Origin of the sequence: Caballeronia eucalypticola (assembly GCF_047608185.1) — a bacterium.
Classification (GTDB): Bacteria; Pseudomonadota; Gammaproteobacteria; order Burkholderiales; family Burkholderiaceae; genus Caballeronia.
This window is the reverse complement of sequence record NZ_JBLKRU010000022.1, coordinates 1-16,603: the sequence shown is the minus strand read 5'-3', so window position 1 is coordinate 16,603 and position 16,603 is coordinate 1. Positions and strand designations below refer to the sequence as shown.

Below are 16,603 nucleotides of genomic sequence, written 5' to 3'. Positions count from 1 at the left end.
TCAAGACTTGAGCGGACGCGTGCTCTTTCAACCCCAATTTATCCGCCCACACACGATGAGGTTCCGATGACCCGTACTGTCGCCGAAAAACGCGCTGCCTTTCGCGCGCTTCACCAGCAAGGTTGTTTCGTGTTGCCCAACCCGTGGGATGCCGGCAGCGCGCGGATGCTGCAGCACCTCGGTTTTGCCGCGCTGGCATCGACCAGTTCAGGCTTCGCGTGGTCGACAGGCCGGTCCGACTACGCGATGAATTGTTCCGACGTCCTGCAACATCTGAGTGCCCTCTGCGAGGCCGTGGACCTGCCGGTCAACGCGGATTTCGAGTCCGGTTTCGCTTCCGACCCGGCCAGCCTCGCGGCCAATGTGAGCCTCGCGATCCAGACGGGCGTGGCTGGCTTGTCGATTGAAGACCGCGACGTGGAGGCCCCGTTCGGACTCTACGAGACCGCGCTTGCGGTCGAGCGCGTACGCGCGGCCCGTGCGGCGATCGACCGGTCCGGCGACGATGTCATCCTGGTCGCACGCACCGAAATCCTGCTCAGTGATCCGGGTGCGCTCAGTCAGTCCATCGACAAACTCGTGGCCTTTGCGGCCGAAGGTGCCGACTGTTTATACGCGCCGGGGGTGGTCGACAAGGACGATATAGCAGTCATGGTGCGTGCCGTGGCGCCCAAGCCGCTTAACGTACTCATGATGCGGCCCGGCCTGAGCGTCGCCGAACTGACTGACCTTGGCGTGCGTCGAATCAGTGTTGGCGGAGGGTTGGCGCGGGTTGCGTGGCAGGCCGTGCTGACGGCCGCCGAACAAATGAAAGCGGGGTCATTCGATGGCCTCGCGGGCGCTGCATCGGGCAAGCAATTAAACGATGTTTTCGGCGGATTCGCCTGAGCCTGAAGGCTCGGCACGCGTCCTGTGTTTGCGTGAATGTCCCTGCAGCGCAGGGACATTCTGCATCGGGCCCGATCGTGCGGCGGCTGTAGTGCGCTCGCTCGCGCTGTATCGGCCCGACAACATGTGCGTGGCCGAAAAGGGTTGGCAAGCGCCATAAGCGCCTGATAATATTCAGACGTGGATAGCCGCCCGGCACCACTTCAGGTCCTGCTTCAGGTCCCACACCACTCAAGTTTCATTTCTCAAAGGGAGGCGAAAAGATGCTCACATTCAAACGCGCCGTCCCTTGCTCGATGCGCCGGCCAGTTTAGGTCGCCATCAGCGCAGGCACAGCAGCCCGCGCAACTTCCAGACAGTCCGTTATCGGTTCGCCCGCTCGTGCAGGCGCGCTTTGACTGTCGCTCTCATGTCTCTCGACCGGAAAAGCTTCGTCGCGCTTGGCGCCTCGGGCTGTAGCAAATGGCTTACACAAAAAAACTCGACTTCGGCGGACGGGCGTTCAAAGACGTTCTCGGTTTCACTGTGGTTCACTGGGGCAAACAGCCTTGGCGCATCGTCGCCATTGTCGTGCTCGCCTTGATGTCGGCACTCGCCGACGTCCTTACGCCGCTCTTCGCAGGCCGGCTCGTGGATGCACTCGCCGCCGGCGCCGTCGGCAAGGAGCTGGCATGGCACGCAGCTACAACGGCGTTCGGCATCCTGGCTTGTCTCGGGCTGGCCGGCACGCTGCTGCGTCAGCTCGTGTTCATGAACATCATCGTGTTGACACTCAAGATGATGAGCGAAATTGCCGCCAACGCGTTTCATCGCGTGCAACGGTTTTCCGCTGACTGGCACGGCAACAGCTTCGCCGGTTCGACCGTGCGGAAGATCACGCGCGGCATGTGGGCGCTCGACCTGCTCAATGACACATTGCTCATCGCCCTGCTCCCGTCACTCGTTATGCTGGTCGGCGCGACCGTGCTGCTCGGCATGCACTGGGCCGTCATGGGTGTTGTGGTCGGCGTCGGGTCGCTGCTCTACATTGGGGTGACAGTGGCGCTGTCGCTCGGCTTTGTGGCGCCCGCTGCGCGCCTCGGTAATGCATGGGATACCCGCATGGGCGGCGCGCTGGCCGACGCAGTTAGCTGCAACACCGTGGTCAAGGCCTTCGGTGCGGAAACGCGTGAGGAAGCGCGGCTTGCGCGTGTGATCGGCAAGTGGCGCCACCGGACGCGGCGCACGTGGGCGCGCGGCACGATCAACGGCGGTGTGCAAGGCGGCATGCTGGTGGTCATGCAGGCGGCAATCCTGGGTGCTGCGCTGTTGCTGTGGGAAGCCGACAAGGCCAGCGTAGGCGACATTACGTTCACGCTGACCATGTTCTTCATGTTGCAGGGTTATCTGCGCGAAGTCGGCATGCACGTGCGTAATCTGCAGCGCTCGGTCAACGACATGGAAGAGCTGGTGTCGCTTGAAGGTCAGCCCCTGGGCGTGGAAGACAAACCGGACGCCGGCCCTATCGCTATTCGTGAAGGCGAGATCCGCTTCGAGCATGTGACCTTCAGTTACGACGGCCACACGAAGCCGCTTTATCGCGACTTCTCGGTGCGGATTGCGCCGGGAGAGCGCGTCGGGTTGATCGGGCACTCCGGGTCAGGCAAGACGACGCTGATCAAGCTGATCCAGCGGCTGTATGACGTCTCGGGCGGCAGGGTCATGATCGACGGGCAGAACATTGCCGATGTCACTCAGGCGTCCTTGCGTGGTCAGATAGCGATCGTTCAGCAAGAGCCGGTGCTGTTTCATCGGTCACTTTCGGAGAACATTGCGTACGCCCGGCCGGGTGCAACTCGCGCGGAAATCGAGCGGGCTGCAAGGCAGGCCAGCGCCCACGATTTCATCGCGGCGCTGCCGCAGGGTTATGAAACGCTCGTGGGTGAGCGCGGCATCAAGCTGTCGGGTGGTGAACGCCAGCGCGTGGCCATCGCTCGCGCGTTCCTCGCCGATGCGCCCGTCCTGATCCTCGACGAAGCAACGTCGAGCCTCGACAGTGAAAGCGAGGTGCTGATCCAGCAGGCCATGGAGCGGTTGATGGTCGGCCGCACGACGCTCGTGGTTGCTCACCGGCTTTCAACCGTACGTGCGCTGGACCGGCTGCTGGTGCTCGACAAGGGCAGGATTGCGGAGGAAGGCAGCCATGAAAAGCTGATCCAGCTTCACAACGGTTTGTATCGGCGGCTGTTCGAACGTCAGGCGCTCGGGTTGACGACGGACCGTGCAGACCCGGCGAGCGCGATCAAAGCCGAGCTGACCATAAGAGAGGCCTAGATGGTACTCCTGGTCAAGGCGGCACGCCTCGCTTTGCCGTGCCGCGCGTTGATGGATGGGGGAACGAAGTCACTTTGCCCGCCGATGTAACGCCGCTGGTGAGCGCCCGTGTACTGGGCGCTCACCTTGCGGCGTTAAGCAGCAACATATTGTTTCGAAGTTCGCTCAGCTTCTGGATTTCCAATTAGTTCGCATTACTCTATATATCAACAGACCGCTGCCCCCGGAACATCCACGCTACGATCCAACATAAATAAAATTTCATGCTTCGATAGCATTGTTTCAGACTTCACGACTCCCGGAATTCCATAATGAATGGACCGATTACACATTGGGAGTTTCGCGATGTATCAAACATTACAAGTCGAGGCGGTCCAGGATTCCGGGCGTCAGGCCATACGCTTCGATATCGGCTCGAACGCGGCAATCCTCGATGTCCAGGACATCGACTTGCTGATCGAACGGCTCGGCCACATTCGTTCGGGGCTGCTGCCGGCCTTGCCGCAAGAACCGTCGCGCACGCATAACTATGTGATAGAAATTGATCCGTGCTGGTATCTCGACAAGAACCCGCTGTTCGATGGGGTCGTTTTGCTATTGCGTCATACGGGCTTGGGTTGGGCTGGGTTCGCGATTCCTCAATCCAGTCTCGAGCGGCTGCAGGACGCTATCGTCAAGCCTGTGCCACAGAGGTTTGAGGTGAGCCAGATACCGAGTTGACCATGCGTGCCGGCGGGAGGTTTGCTGTGCGCACACAATAGAAAAACCTCAAGGCTGGCCGATTTTATTGTCGGCTGGCCTTGAGGCTTTTCTATCCACGTCGCATATCCATCCATGAAAGACAATCGACGCCGCATGAAACCACGCGGCGTCGCCCATGCCCAACTCAAACCTTGAAACTTAGAACCGGTGACGCATACCAACCGTCACTGCTACTTGCTTGTTCGTCGAAGACGGGCTCAGGCCGTTGATCGCCGCGTCGCCCAGCACCGTGCCATCGCCACCCGATGCGTGCTGAAACACACCTTCCGCATACACGTCCGTGCGTTTGCTCAGGTCATAGTCAGCAAGCAGCGAGAACTGGTGATACTTCGGCTTGGCATCGCCGGCCGCCGTGTTGAACGAGCCGTTCGTGAACGTGTAAGCGCCTTCGAGACTCATGGCCGGTGTCAACGCGTAGCGCGTGTTCACTTCATAGTTGTCCAGACGCAGGCTGTTGCCCGACAACGCCGTATAACCGTCGTTCATGTTGATTGCATCGAGCCCGTCAAGCTTCGTATGGGTGTATACGAAGCCAACCGTGGCCGGACCGAATGCGTAGTTGACACCGCCGCCGAACGTACGTTGCCGCGCAGCGACAAACGTTGATGTGTTGTTCGCGCCGGACACCGCGCCGTTCGCGTTATCGCCCTGGCCAGGATTGTTGATCTGCAAATACGACGCAGCAATGCTCAACGGGCCATTGGAGTAAGACGCGCCTGCGCTATATGCGCGATTGTCCGAGAACGCGCCCGCCTTGTTCGAAAAGCCGTACAAGCCGCCGAACTTGAAACCGGCGTAATCAACGCTCGAAAATTTCACCGCGTTGCTGATGCTGAAGCTGTTGTCGAGATTGTCGTTATCGAATGGATGCGCGGCAAGGTTGTTGCCCAGGCCCTGGCCGGCTTCCGACAGCGGCGCCAGGTAATCAACCGTGGAATCGTATTGCTTGCCAAGCGTCACCGACCCGTACTGATTGGATTCCAAACCCACATACGCCTGACGGCCGAAGATTTCATTCGACTGCGTGAACGCACCGTTGTTCACATTAAAACCATCTTCCAACTTGAAGATGGCGTGCATGCCGCCACCCAGATCCTCGCTGCCTTTCAAGCCCCACAGCGTGTTGCTGACGTTGCCGCTACCCACACCCCACGATTGACCCGACGAGGCCGCTCCCGGCGTGTGCGAATTGTTCGCATACACCAGGCCGGCATCAATCACGCCGTACAGCGTGACGCTGCTTTGTGCATGAGCGGCTACGGCGAAAAGGCCGGAAACAGTTGCAGCCAACAGAACTTTCTTCATCTTGAACTCCACATAGATAACGGGTTCCGGGCCAGGAGGCCGTTTGCAGCGCTGCGTGACCTGGGCATTGCAACAAGCCGGGCGCCTAAGCGGAGCGAACCACGCTGCGAGCGAGAGGACATGCAACCTTGAGTGCGGCCCTGACCTCGGAGCACCGAAGTCTACGGAGCGAGTGGCGCCAGCCAGCGTGGTCGAACTGAATGACTGATTTTCAGTTTTCGCAAGCACGCAGTGGACAAGGCTTTGGCAATGCGCGCGAACGCAGACGTGCGCTAGGTTCGCGCGACACTCTTGTTCTGTGGCATCTCCATCATCGATTGGTTGGCGTGTATCGAATGCGCCACGCCGTTGATTGATGGTGTCCCGTGGTTACATTAAGAACAGCCGACAAAGATAAAAAAGACTTAATAAAGCGCGCGTGTCCTTGTTACGTCGCCAAGCAGATCATGCGTGCAGTCAAATCGATACAGGCTGCCCGTCATGAATCAGCTACAAGCAATGCGCGTGTTCACCCGCGTGGTCGATCTCGCCAGCTTCAGCCTGGCCGCCAAGCAACTCGGCATGTCCGCGGCCGCCGTCACTCGCAGCATCAGCATGCTGGAAGCGCACCTCAACATGCGCCTCCTCAACCGCTCCACGCGCCGGCTTTCGCTGACCGAAGCAGGACAGGCCTATGTGGAGGGTTGCCGCACGATCATTCAGCAACTCGATACGATTGAAGAAGGACTCGTACGCTCAACGCGTGATCTCAGCGGAACGCTACGCGTAGCGGCGTCGACCACGTACGCCGCATGTGGCTTGAGCAATTTGCTCGCGGCGTATCGCGCAGCGTATCCGCGCATTGGCTTCGACGTGACGACTTATGACTCGCCGATAGAGTTGATAGAAGGCGGTTTCGATGTTGGCTTTTCCGCGGATCGCAACCTGCCCAACTCGTCACTGGTGTGCCGTCATTTGACAGCGTTCAAGGAGGTCGCAGTCGCCTCACCCGGCTACCTCTCTCAACACGGCACGCCCGTGAATCCTGCGGCGCTTGCGCATCATCATCTGCTGTCGATCTCGGACGGCTCCGCACGCAATTGGGAATTCTCGGATCAGAACGGCGTGTATCGCGTGGCGACGGGTAACGCGCTGCATGCAACCAGCAGCGCAACAGTTCGCTCCGCGGCACTGGCGGACATGGGCATCGCATTACTGCCAGTACCGCTCGTGAAGGACGATCTGGGGAAGGGTCTCTTGCTCCCCATCCTCGGCCAGTTTCAGATTGCAGGTGGTGTGCGCCAAGTGTCCATTCTCTATACGGGGCGCAACTATCTCGCGGCGAAGGTCCGGCATTTCATCGACTTCTCGGTGAGTCAGTATCGTGCGCCCGATAACACGGTGGGGCTGCGTGCCGCCGCTTAGCGTCCACTCCGTGGATTCCGTGCCTCCCCCATTCTGGAACGCGTTGTAATGCCGAAAGTCCTTGCCATAGAAGACGACGAACTGATGGCGCAGGAAGTCTTGCGCGCACTGTCCGCGCCGGGCTATACGGTCCAGGTTGCCCGCACCGGCCGCGACGGTATCGCCAAGGCCATTGGCGGTGGTTACGACATCGTCACGCTTGATCGCATGTTGCCGGACCTGGATGGCCTCACCATTGTGACGACCATGCGAGGTGTCGGCATAGACACGCCTGTGTTGATCGTCAGTTCAATGAGTCACGTGGATGACCGCGTGCGCGGACTACGTGCCGGTGGTGACGACTATCTGACCAAGCCGTTCTCTCACGATGAAATGCGCGCCCGCGTGGAAGCCTTGCTTCGACGCAAGGCCGGACCCGCATCCGACGAAACAGTCTTGCGCGTGCATGGTCTCGAACTTAATCTCGTGCGTCGCCGCGCCACGCTTCACGGTCGCGTGCTCGACCTGCAGCCGACCGAGTTTCGCGTACTCGAATTCATGATGCGTCACGTTGGGCAAGTGCTGACACGCACCATGATCTTCGAAGGCGTATGGGGCTGCCGTTTCGATCCCGGCACCAACCTGATCGATGTCCACGTGGGGCGTCTGAGAAAGAAAGTGGATGACTCCAGTGGCCGCCCAACGATTCGCACTATTCGCGGATCCGGCTACTTGCTGGACTAATTTCTTCAACATCGAACACGGTCACGAGGTAGTTGACGCCTTGGGACCGTGCTCGAGTTTTGTCGTTCCCTCCCCTCTTGCCGAAACTAAAACTAGTTTCATTTTTCCCGCGCGTGGGTGTTAACCCGATCCTTCCAGAATGACTGACACCGGCGCTTTCATCGGGCAATCAGTCCGATGTCCCTACGCCATCAAGTCACTCAGTCACTCAGTCAGCGCGAACCCTGCGCCCCTGAACGGAGCCGTTCTCAATGTTGAAAATCGTCCGATTAGCTTTGACTCGGCCCTATACGTTCATCGTGCTGGCGATGCTGATCGTGTTGATCGGTCCGCTCGCGGCACTCCGTACGCCGACGGACATCTTCCCCGATATCCGCATTCCCGTCATCAGTGTGATCTGGAACTACGCAGGACTTCAGCCGGACGACATGTCAGGCCGGATTGTCACGTACTACGAACGTACGCTTGGGACCACTGTCAACGATGTCGAGCATATTGAATCGCAGTCGTTCAGCGGTTATGGCATCGTCAAAATCTTCTTCCAGCCGACTGTCGACATCAGGACGGCGACTGCTCAGGTCACCTCCGTCTCGCAGACGGTGCTCAAGCAAATGCCGCCAGGCATTACGCCTCCTCAGATCCTGAACTACAACGCGTCGACGGTTCCGGTCCTGCAGATCGCGCTCACCAGCAACACGCTCGATGAGCAGAAGCTGGCCGACTACGCGACCAACTTCATTCGGCCTGCGCTGCTGAGCGTACCCGGCGTGGCGATTCCGACGCCGTATGGCGGCAAGACGCGCGAGGTGCAGATCGATCTCGATCCGAACGCATTGCAGGCGGACCGGTTGTCCGCCACGGACGTGGCGAACGCGTTGGCGCAGCAGAACCAGATCGTGCCGGCGGGGACCGAGAAGATCGGCAACTTTCAATACAACATCAAGCTGAACAACAGCCCGCTTGCACTTGACGAACTCAATAACCTGCCCGTCAAGACGATCAACGGCGCAACCATTTATATCCGCGATATAGCCCACGTTCGCGACGGCAATCCTCCGCAAAGCAATATCGTGCGTCTCGACGGTCACCGCGCCGTGCTGATGAGCATTCTTAAAAACGGTTCGGCCTCCACACTAGACATTATCGCGGGCGTCAAGGCGAAGCTGCCGCTGATCCGCGAGACCTTGCCGCCTGGACTCAAGCTCGAGACCATGGGCGATCAGTCCGTGTTCGTGAAGGGCGCCGTTAGCGGCGTGGCGCGCGAAGGCATCATTGCCGCTGCCCTGACGTCGGTCATGATCCTGTTGTTCCTGGGAAGCTGGCGCTCCACGCTGATCATTGCGTCGTCCATCCCGCTTGCCGTGCTGGCCGCTATTGCAGCGCTGTCCGCGATGGGCGAGACGCTCAATGTAATGACCCTCGGAGGACTCGCGCTCGCGGTGGGTATTCTCGTCGACGATGCGACGGTCACCATTGAAAATATCAACTGGCATCTGGAACAGGGCAAGCCCGTCAGGGACGCCATCCTCGACGGCGCCGCGCAGATCGTGACGCCCGCGCTGGTCTCGCTGCTGTGCATTTGCATTGTGTTCGTACCCATGCTGCTGCTCGACGGTATTGCACGTTTCCTGTTCGTGCCCCTGGCCGAGGCCGTGATCTTCGCGATGATCGCCTCGTTCGTGCTCTCACGTACCTTCGTGCCAATGATGGCGCAGTACCTGCTGCGGCCGCACGTGTCAGGTGGTCATGCGTCCGGTGAGCTTGCCGCGAGCATGGACCCGCACGGCACGACGCATCATGCGCCTTCGAAAAATCCACTGGTCCGGTTCCAGCGCGGTTTTGAACACCTGTTCGGGCGCTTGCGTGGCATCTACCGCATCCTGCTGGGAATGGCGCTAAGCAGCCGCAAGCTTTTCGTCATCGGCTTCCTCGCGGTGGTCGCAGCGTCTTTTTTATTGTCACCTTATCTGGGGCGCAACTTTTTTCCGGACATCGACTCGGGTGAAATCGCGTTGCATGTGCGGGGTCCGGTCGGCTTGCGGATCGAGCAGACCGCAGACCTCTTCGATCACGTGGAAAGCACGGTTCGCCGGACTATTCCGCCGAACCAGTTGCGGGCGGTCATTGACAATATCGGCTTGCCCAACAGCGGCATCAACATAACCTATAACAACAGCGGCACGATGGGACCATCGGACGGCGATATCCTCATCTCGCTTAACGAGGACCACGCGCCAACCGCCGAATACGTCAAGACATTGCGCAAGCTGCTGCCGCGTGCCTATCCGGGTGTGACCTTCTCGTTCCTGCCGGCCGACATCATTTCGCAGATTCTCAACTTCGGTTCACCGGCGCCAATCGATATCCAGGTCGCGGGTCCGAATCGAGCCGGCAACTACGCGTATGCCCAGCAACTTCTGCGCAAGGTACAACTGATTCCGGGCATTGCCGACACGCGTATTCAACAGGCGACAACCTATCCGCAATTCACTGTCTCGGTTGACCGGACACGGGCCAACGAACTGGGTATCACTGAGGGCGACGTGACCAACTCGGTCGTGGCCAATCTCTCGGGCACGAGCCAGGTGGCGCCGACTTACTGGCTCAACCCGCTCAACGGCGTGTCGTACGCGGTGGTGGCGCAAACGCCGGAATATCGCATGTCCTCGCTCAACGATCTTGGCAACCTGATGGTCACCGGCAAGACTGGCGAAGCGCAGATTCTCGGTGGCATCGCGACGATCAAACGTGGCGTGGGTGATGCGGTCGTCTCGCACTACAACATCGAGCCCCTGTTCGATATCTATGCGACCACGCAAGGCCGGGATCTTGGCGCGGTTGCGGCGCGGATCAACGCGATCGTGCACCAGACCACGAAGGACATACCGAAGGGTTCGCAAGTGACCGTGCGAGGCCAGGTTCAAACCATGAACAGTGCGTTCATGGGACTGGGCCTCGGGCTGGTCGCGGCTATCGTGCTGATCTACTTGCTGATCGTGGTGAACTTCCATTCCTGGAGCGATGCGTTTGTGATCGTGACCGCGTTGCCAGCGGCACTCGCGGGCATTGTATGGATGCTGTTCATTACGCACACGCCACTGTCCGTTCCTGCACTCACGGGCGCGATCCTTTGCATGGGGGTGGCCACGGCGAATTCGATTCTGGTCGTCACTTTCGCCCGCGAACGGCTGGCCATTACCGGCAACGCACTGGTCGCCGCGATGGAAGCAGGTTTCACGCGGTTTCGCCCGGTGCTGATGACCGCGCTCGCGATGATCATCGGCATGTTGCCGATGGCGCTGGGGCTTGGCGATGGCGGCGAACAAAACGCCCCGCTCGGGCGTGCGGTGATCGGCGGCCTGATGTGCGCCACGATCGCCACGCTGCTTTTCGTCCCCGTCGTGTTCAGCCTCGTGCATCGCAATGACAAGATTCAAGAGGATCACCAACTTTTCGGATCAGGAGAATCGCATGTCCACTGAAATTGAAATCAATTCGCCCAAGCGCTTGCGGCATCTGAAGCTGGTCAGCGTGATCGTCGCGTTGATTGCCGCGGGGGTGGTGACCGACGGTATCGTCAGCCGCTCGCACGCTGAGCGCGAGCTGACGACCTGGACTGACGCGCAGGCCGTTCCAACGGTGGCGACCGTCACACCCCAGTTGCCCGCAGCCGAGCAGTCGCTGGAACTACCAGGGCAACTCGCGGCCTTCGTCAATGCACCGATCTATGCCCGCGTGTCGGGCTATCTGCAAACGTGGTACGCCGACATCGGCACGCATGTTAAAGCGGGGCAGTTGCTTGGCCTGATCAATACACCCGATCTCGATCAGCAATTGCAACAGGCACGCGCCGATCTTGCCAATACGGTGGCGAACGAAAACCTCGCGGCGACCACTGCGCGACGCTGGACGCAGATGCTGAAGCAGGACTCGGTCTCGCAACAGGACGCCGATGAAAAGACCAGCGACCTGATCGCGAAGAAGGCGACCGTCGATGCCAGCCGCGCCAACGTCGCGCGCCTCGAAGCGCTCGAATCATTCAAACGCATTACAGCGCCTTTCGACGGCATTGTGACTGCGCGCAAAACCGATATTGGCGCGTTGATCGATGCGGGCGGCGGCACCGGCCCCGAGTTGTTCGCCGTCTCCGACGCGCGCCGCCTCCGTCTCTATGTGAACGTGCCGCAAAGCGACGCCGCAGCGATCAAGCCGGGACTCACCGCGAAGCTGACCGTGCCGGAACGACAGGGCATGACCTTCGACGCAAAACTCGTCGATACCGACGACGCCATCACGCCCGCATCCGGCACGTTGCTAGTGCAGTTATCGGTGGACAATGCGTCAGGCCTCTTGCTGCCCGGTGAATACACTCAGGTTCACTTTGCACTGCCGAACACGGGCAGCGCATTGCTGGTGCCGGCGAGCGTGCTGATCTTCCGGACCAACAATATGCAGGTTGCCGTCATTGATCCAAACAATCACGTGCATTTGAAGAACGTGAGGATTGCGACGGACCTCGGCACTCATGTCCTGATTGCATCGGGATTGTCGGCGAGCGACCGGATCATCAACAACCCGCCGGACTCGCTTGCTGAAGGCGAACTCGTGCGCAGTGCAACGACAGCGGTAGCCGCCGCAGCGACCGGACAGCCGGAGCATGCGCATGGTTAAGCGTCGTCTCCTGGTCGCGGTGGCCTGCGTTGCCGCGCTGAACGCGTGTTCGTTTGCGCCCACCTACAAGGTGCCTGCCACGGCGATTCCCACCGCTTTCAAGGAATCGGGCCCGTGGCAGCTCGCAAAGCCCGCCGATCGTATCCCGCGTGACGGCTGGTGGACCATGTATCACGATCCGGTATTGAGCGCGCTCGAAGCAAAGATCGCTGCAGCCAATCCGAATGTGGCAGCAGCGGTTGCCCGGCATGATGAGGCGAGCGCGGACCTTCAGGAAGCGCGCTCCGGACTGTTCCCAACCATTGGCGCTGAATCCGATGTCTCGCGGCAACGGCAATCGGATAACCGGCCGTTGCGCGGCACGGATCAGCCCACGACCTACAACTCGGCGACGGCCGATGTCGGCATAGGGTACGACCTTGATTTGTGGGGCAAGGTGCGCAATCAGGTGAGCGCGGGCCGCTCGCTGGAAGAAGCCAGCGCCGACGATCTCGCGTCGCTGCGCCTCAGCCTGCAGGCGAGCCTCGCGTCGACCTATTTCGAACTGCGCGGCCTCGATCAGCGCGCCAAGCTGCTCAACGACACCATCGACACCTACAAGCGTGCGCTGAAGCTGACCATAAGCCGTCACAACGGCGGCCTGGCGTCCGGCATGGATGTGTCGCGGGCGCAGACGCAACTTGCATCGGCCCGCGCCGCCGCCGACGATACCCAGGCGAGCCGCGCGCTGCTCGAACATGCCATTGCAACGCTCACCGGAACGCCGGCATCGTCGTTCTCGCTGGCGCCGGACGTCGGCTTCAACTATCTGCCCCACGTTCCACTCGGACTGCCATCAACACTCTTGCAACGCCGGCCCGATATTGCGGCGGCCGAGCGGCACGTGGCGGCAGCGAACGCAAATATCGGCGTAGCGAAGGCCGCGTTCTACCCTGACATTTCCCTTGGCCTGGACGGTGGATATCAAAGCGATACCTTCTCGCCCTGGCTGGCGGCGCCCAATGAAATCTGGTCGGTGGGACCGCAGTTGCTCTTCACTATTTTCGATGGCGGCAAGCGCAGTGCAGCCGTGGCGAATTCGCGGGCGCAACTCGCCGAGAATGGTGCGAAGTACCGGCAGACTGTGCTCGTCGCGTTCCAGCAGGTCGAGGACGGCTTGGCGCTGCTGCATCATCTCGGCGACGAATCGGTCAATGAAGATCAGGCATTGAGCGCCGCGCAGCAGACGCTCGCGCTGGCGACGTCGCAGTATCGGGACGGTGTGGTGAGCTATCTGGATGTCGTGACGGCGCAGACGACTGAACTGACCGCGCAGATTTCGTCGCTGGACCTGCGTACGCGGCAGCTGACCGCTTCCGTCTCACTGATCCTGGCGCTGGGTGGGGGATGGACCGGAAAGGCCGCCTGAAGCGTATTGAAGCTTATTTCAGCCGCAGAAGTCAGAAAGCCGCCGGGGCGCAGTTCAGCATTGAACGGCCCCGGCGGCGTTTTTACATGGTTACCTGAACGGCGGAATCAGAAGCGCAGACGGACTCCCGCCGCGACCACCGCCTGCTTGCCGTTCGACGACGCAGCCAGGTTGTAGATCGACGCATTACCGAGTGCGTTCACGCCCGTTGCACCGGTCGCGTGTTGATAGACACCTTCAAGGTAGACGTCGGTACGGCGGCTCAGCGCGTAGTCTGCCTGCAGCATGAACGCGTTCCACTTCGGTGAGAGACTCGACGTCGCAGTGTCGAACTTGCCGTCGGTGAACGTGTACGAGCCGCCCAGGGTCAATGCCGGCGTCAATGCGTACCGGGCATTCAGTTCATAGTTGTTGAACGTGAGCTTGTTGCCGGAAAGCGCCGCGTAAGCGCCGCCTTGCGAGATCTCGCTTGGGTCATCGAGTGTCGTGCGCGTGAACACGGCGCCGATGGTCGCAGGTCCAATGACGTAACGCGCGCCCGCGCCCATGATGCGCTGGCGGCCGCCGACCAGCGTTGCATCGCCGTCGCCGCTTGAGAGCGCGCCGCCCGTGTTGGCCGGGGGTGCGACGCCGCCCGGATTGTTAGCCTGGAAGTACGCTGCGGCAAGACTCAACGGGCCGTTGTTATACGACGCGCCCGCCGTATAGGCGCTGTTGTTGCTGAAGCCGTTCGATGAATTACTGAACGCGTACGCACCGCCGAACACGAGGCCGCCGTAGTTCACGCTGCGAAATTTCACCGCATTGTTCATGCGGAAGTCGTTGTTGAGGTTGTCGTTATCGAACGGGTGATCGGCTATGTTGCCGCCGAAGCCCGAGCCGGTTGCCGACAATGGCGCCACGAAGTCCACCATGGAGTCGTACTGACGGCCGAGCGTCACGGTTCCGTAAGCGGAGCTTGAGATACCCACCCATGCCTGACGGCCGAACTCGTCGCCGCCGTTCGAGAGCTTGCCGTTGTCGATGTTAAAACCGTTCTCGAGATCGAACACCGCCGCGAGACCGCCGCCAAGATCCTCCGTGCCTTTCAGTCCCCATCGATTCGTGCTTACGTTGCCGCTTTGCAATCCCCACGCGGCATGGCCGCCCGTTGCGGCTTTCTGGTTGGAAATATAGTCGATACCCGTATCGAGCGTGCCGTACAGGGTAACGCTGCTTTGTGCGTTCGCGGCTTGAGAGACCGCAGCCGCGATCAGGCTCAAGGAGGCGATCAACGCTTTATTCATGTGTGCAATTCCAGGATGATGCGGCTGCTGTTCCGCTCCCCGGCATGACGGAGACACGATGGCGAAGTGCAGCCGCCCGACTCGCCATGCGGACCCGGGCAAATTTAGGCGGCAGGCATGACGTGGACGTGTCGGAATTGCGCTACTTCATGAAGAATTATTTATAAAGCAGACACGAAATATTTAACTTAGTTATCCAATGTTATTTGCGTGGCTTTTTCCACGAACTCTTCTACATAAACAACTCTTCACTTTTGAGCGTCTTTCCCGACAGGGCTGACTCGTTAATCTGCACTCACCGGACAACGATCACAGCGCTGCATCGAAACCCGGTCACTCGTTAAACGGACTTTTAGGAAAGCGCCATGAAGACCATGATGATCGCCCTCACCTTTGCCTGCACCGGCCTTGCCGCCACGGACTCGGCCTTTGCACAAAGCACGGCGCCGGTTCAGGTACCTGCTCAGATATCCACTCAAGCTGCTGCTCCCACTACCCTTGCCCAAAGCGGTCAATGGGTTCCCCCTGATGGAGAAACCATTGCACCGAAGACACGCGCGGAGGTTTATCAGGAACTTGTGAAGGCCGAGCAGGACGGCCAACTCGACTACCTGAATCGCACGCTGTACTGGCATCACTAGGCATGAAGCGTCAATCGCAACTGGCCGTGACGGATGCAGTGAGCGGGGTCGCCATGACCGCTCCTACGGCAACCGTTCCGGCTCCACGCACTCGCCGTAATGCTTGCTTTCAATCCTGGATTCGAATGACAGGCGTAAACGCCCAAGGTAATGCCATGAGCTGGTTAAGACGCATACTCTCTGCCTTACGATTGCCGCTATGCGCGCTGGCGCTGGGCCTTTCGCTCGCCGGTTGCGCGTCGATGCAAGGCGCATCAACTGATCCGAATGCTTGTGTGGGTCCGGTGGATTACTGCCAGCCTTTCTTCGGCTCCTGATCTCGCTCGAACCATGCACAACGTAAGCGCATGATGCCCACACGGGAGCATCGCGCTTACGATTTTTGCTTGGTCGGCGGAATTTATGGGTGGTTTCGTAGTTCAGGTATGGTTTTTTGAACGATGTTATGCGCAGGTGCAGGCTTATCCACCGAGCTTGCCTGTGGACAAGCCGAGGTGCCTTTCACTGGCACACAAGGCGGCTTGTCCACAGGTGCGAAGCACTCGGTGGGTAAGCCGTGGCAGCACGCTACCCTTTAGCTGCCGGTTTTTCCCGGGCTTCGAGAAACCTGTATAGCCTGCGACAGGTGGCATCCAGGGAGTCTTGATCAGTCTGGCTGATGCGTGGCCAGATCAGAGGGCCGCCGTCTGGTTCTATCAACTCGGCGATGGCCTCTTGCGCGGGCAGTTTCTTGAGCCTGGTGTCCTCGTAACGCCTGCGGATCAATTCACCTCCCAGCAGCCAGAGATTGTCGCGATGGCGTCGCAGTGTCTTGGGCGTGAGTTCGCGGCTCAGCAGGTCAAGCAGGAATGGGCGTAAGCATTCGACAATATCACGCCCTATAGGAAGATCGTCTTCGTCATACTGCCAGCGCTGCGGCCAACTTTCGAGGTCGGGGCAATACTGTGCCAGGGTCGTGGCCGCAATATTGGCCATGGTTGTTTCCTGAGAAACGTTTCTGGATTTGTTGCTCATGCTTTTGACTCGTCTGCTTAATGCCTGCCACCATTTCCCTGGCTTCGTCTACGGTACCGCGCGCTTGTGCATGCATAGCAATACTATCGAGATCGATGTGCGCCCGCGCAAAGGCTCCAGAGCGTGCTGCTCAGGATGCCATCAACCCGCCAGGGGCTACGACCAACTGCCCCAACGCCGCTTCGAGT

12 protein-coding genes and 1 pseudogene are annotated in these 16,603 nt (G+C 59.9%); 10 read left to right on the top strand and 3 right to left on the bottom strand.

The window, feature by feature from the left end; translation table 11 throughout:
• The first annotated feature begins 66 nt into the window (after positions 1-66).
• The 3 genes from ACMX25_RS23560 to ACMX25_RS23550 all read left to right on the top strand — a co-directional run bounded on the left by ACMX25_RS23560 (position 67) and on the right by ACMX25_RS23550 (position 3,921).
• Complete coding sequence (locus tag ACMX25_RS23560; RefSeq protein ID WP_414952463.1) at positions 67-888, top strand: isocitrate lyase/PEP mutase family protein; 822 nt, start codon at positions 67-69, stop codon at positions 886-888.
• 462 nt (positions 889-1,350) lie between these two features.
• Entirely contained in the window at positions 1,351-3,201 is a 1,851-nt protein-coding gene (locus ACMX25_RS23555; protein ID WP_414952462.1) for an ABC transporter ATP-binding protein, read from the top strand.
• A gap of 345 nt (positions 3,202-3,546) precedes the next feature.
• Entirely contained in the window at positions 3,547-3,921 is a 375-nt protein-coding gene (locus ACMX25_RS23550; RefSeq protein WP_414952461.1) for a hypothetical protein, read from the top strand.
• Between the two features lie 180 nt (positions 3,922-4,101).
• Here the strand turns inward: ACMX25_RS23550 and ACMX25_RS23545 are convergent, their stop codons facing one another.
• Positions 4,102-5,268: a porin gene (locus ACMX25_RS23545; protein ID WP_414952460.1), complete on the bottom strand. Its 1,167-nt coding sequence runs from the start codon at positions 5,266-5,268 to the stop codon at positions 4,102-4,104.
• Positions 5,269-5,748: 480 nt separating this feature from the next.
• Between ACMX25_RS23545 and ACMX25_RS23540 the strand changes: the two genes are divergently transcribed.
• The 5 genes from ACMX25_RS23540 (at position 5,749) to ACMX25_RS23520 (ending at position 13,474) form a co-directional block, all read left to right on the top strand.
• Positions 5,749-6,672, top strand: coding sequence for a LysR family transcriptional regulator (locus ACMX25_RS23540; RefSeq protein ID WP_414952459.1), 924 nt, complete (start codon positions 5,749-5,751; stop codon positions 6,670-6,672).
• Between the two features lie 48 nt (positions 6,673-6,720).
• Positions 6,721-7,395, top strand: a complete 675-nt coding sequence (locus ACMX25_RS23535) for a response regulator transcription factor (protein WP_414952458.1) — start codon at positions 6,721-6,723, stop codon at positions 7,393-7,395.
• A 251-nt stretch (positions 7,396-7,646) separates the two neighbouring features.
• Positions 7,647-10,877 carry an efflux RND transporter permease subunit gene (locus ACMX25_RS23530; RefSeq protein ID WP_414952457.1) on the top strand — a complete coding sequence of 1,077 codons (3,231 nt, stop codon included), beginning with the start codon at positions 7,647-7,649 and terminating at the stop codon, positions 10,875-10,877.
• The gene (locus ACMX25_RS23525) at positions 10,867-12,066 is read left to right on the top strand and encodes an efflux RND transporter periplasmic adaptor subunit (protein ID WP_414952456.1); all 1,200 of its coding nucleotides are present in this window, start codon (positions 10,867-10,869) and stop codon (positions 12,064-12,066) included. Before ACMX25_RS23530 ends, ACMX25_RS23525 begins: the two co-directional genes overlap by 11 nt.
• Positions 12,059-13,474: an efflux transporter outer membrane subunit gene (locus ACMX25_RS23520; protein WP_414952455.1), complete on the top strand. Its 1,416-nt coding sequence runs from the start codon at positions 12,059-12,061 to the stop codon at positions 13,472-13,474. Before ACMX25_RS23525 ends, ACMX25_RS23520 begins: the two co-directional genes overlap by 8 nt.
• Before the next feature lie 107 nt (positions 13,475-13,581).
• On the opposite strand, the gene ACMX25_RS23515 is transcribed toward ACMX25_RS23520, so the two are convergent.
• Positions 13,582-14,760: a porin gene (locus tag ACMX25_RS23515; protein WP_414952454.1), complete on the bottom strand. Its 1,179-nt coding sequence runs from the start codon at positions 14,758-14,760 to the stop codon at positions 13,582-13,584.
• A 365-nt stretch (positions 14,761-15,125) separates the two neighbouring features.
• Between ACMX25_RS23515 and ACMX25_RS23510 the strand changes: the two genes are divergently transcribed.
• The gene (locus ACMX25_RS23510; RefSeq protein WP_414952453.1) at positions 15,126-15,401 is read left to right on the top strand and encodes a DUF4148 domain-containing protein; all 276 of its coding nucleotides are present in this window, start codon (positions 15,126-15,128) and stop codon (positions 15,399-15,401) included.
• Positions 15,402-15,968: 567 nt separating this feature from the next.
• Here the strand turns inward: ACMX25_RS23510 and ACMX25_RS23505 are convergent.
• Positions 15,969-16,415, bottom strand: coding sequence for a hypothetical protein (locus ACMX25_RS23505; RefSeq protein ID WP_243830349.1), 447 nt, complete (start codon positions 16,413-16,415; stop codon positions 15,969-15,971).
• Between ACMX25_RS23505 and ACMX25_RS23500 the strand changes: the two are divergent.
• A pseudogene (locus tag ACMX25_RS23500) lies at positions 16,414-16,603 on the top strand (ISL3 family transposase); the annotation flags it as partial. The gene ACMX25_RS23505 and the pseudogene ACMX25_RS23500 sit on opposite strands and share 2 nt — an antisense overlap.

What these genes read in the sequence shown, in the direction of transcription:
- ACMX25_RS23560 (WP_414952463.1), top strand. Translation starts at nt 67, where the DNA reads ATGACCCGTACTGTCGCCGAAAAACGCGCTGCCTTTCGCGCGCTTCAC.
- ACMX25_RS23555 (WP_414952462.1), top strand. Translation starts at nt 1,351, where the DNA reads ATGGCTTACACAAAAAAACTCGACTTCGGCGGACGGGCGTTCAAAGAC.
- ACMX25_RS23550 (WP_414952461.1), top strand. Translation starts at nt 3,547, where the DNA reads ATGTATCAAACATTACAAGTCGAGGCGGTCCAGGATTCCGGGCGTCAG.
- ACMX25_RS23545 (WP_414952460.1), bottom strand. Translation starts at nt 5,268, where the DNA reads ATGAAGAAAGTTCTGTTGGCTGCAACTGTTTCCGGCCTTTTCGCCGTA.
- ACMX25_RS23540 (WP_414952459.1), top strand. Translation starts at nt 5,749, where the DNA reads ATGAATCAGCTACAAGCAATGCGCGTGTTCACCCGCGTGGTCGATCTC.
- ACMX25_RS23535 (WP_414952458.1), top strand. Translation starts at nt 6,721, where the DNA reads ATGCCGAAAGTCCTTGCCATAGAAGACGACGAACTGATGGCGCAGGAA.
- ACMX25_RS23530 (WP_414952457.1), top strand. Translation starts at nt 7,647, where the DNA reads ATGTTGAAAATCGTCCGATTAGCTTTGACTCGGCCCTATACGTTCATC.
- ACMX25_RS23525 (WP_414952456.1), top strand. Translation starts at nt 10,867, where the DNA reads ATGTCCACTGAAATTGAAATCAATTCGCCCAAGCGCTTGCGGCATCTG.
- ACMX25_RS23520 (WP_414952455.1), top strand. Translation starts at nt 12,059, where the DNA reads ATGGTTAAGCGTCGTCTCCTGGTCGCGGTGGCCTGCGTTGCCGCGCTG.
- ACMX25_RS23515 (WP_414952454.1), bottom strand. Translation starts at nt 14,760, where the DNA reads ATGAATAAAGCGTTGATCGCCTCCTTGAGCCTGATCGCGGCTGCGGTC.
- ACMX25_RS23510 (WP_414952453.1), top strand. Translation starts at nt 15,126, where the DNA reads ATGAAGACCATGATGATCGCCCTCACCTTTGCCTGCACCGGCCTTGCC.
- ACMX25_RS23505 (WP_243830349.1), bottom strand. Translation starts at nt 16,415, where the DNA reads ATGAGCAACAAATCCAGAAACGTTTCTCAGGAAACAACCATGGCCAAT.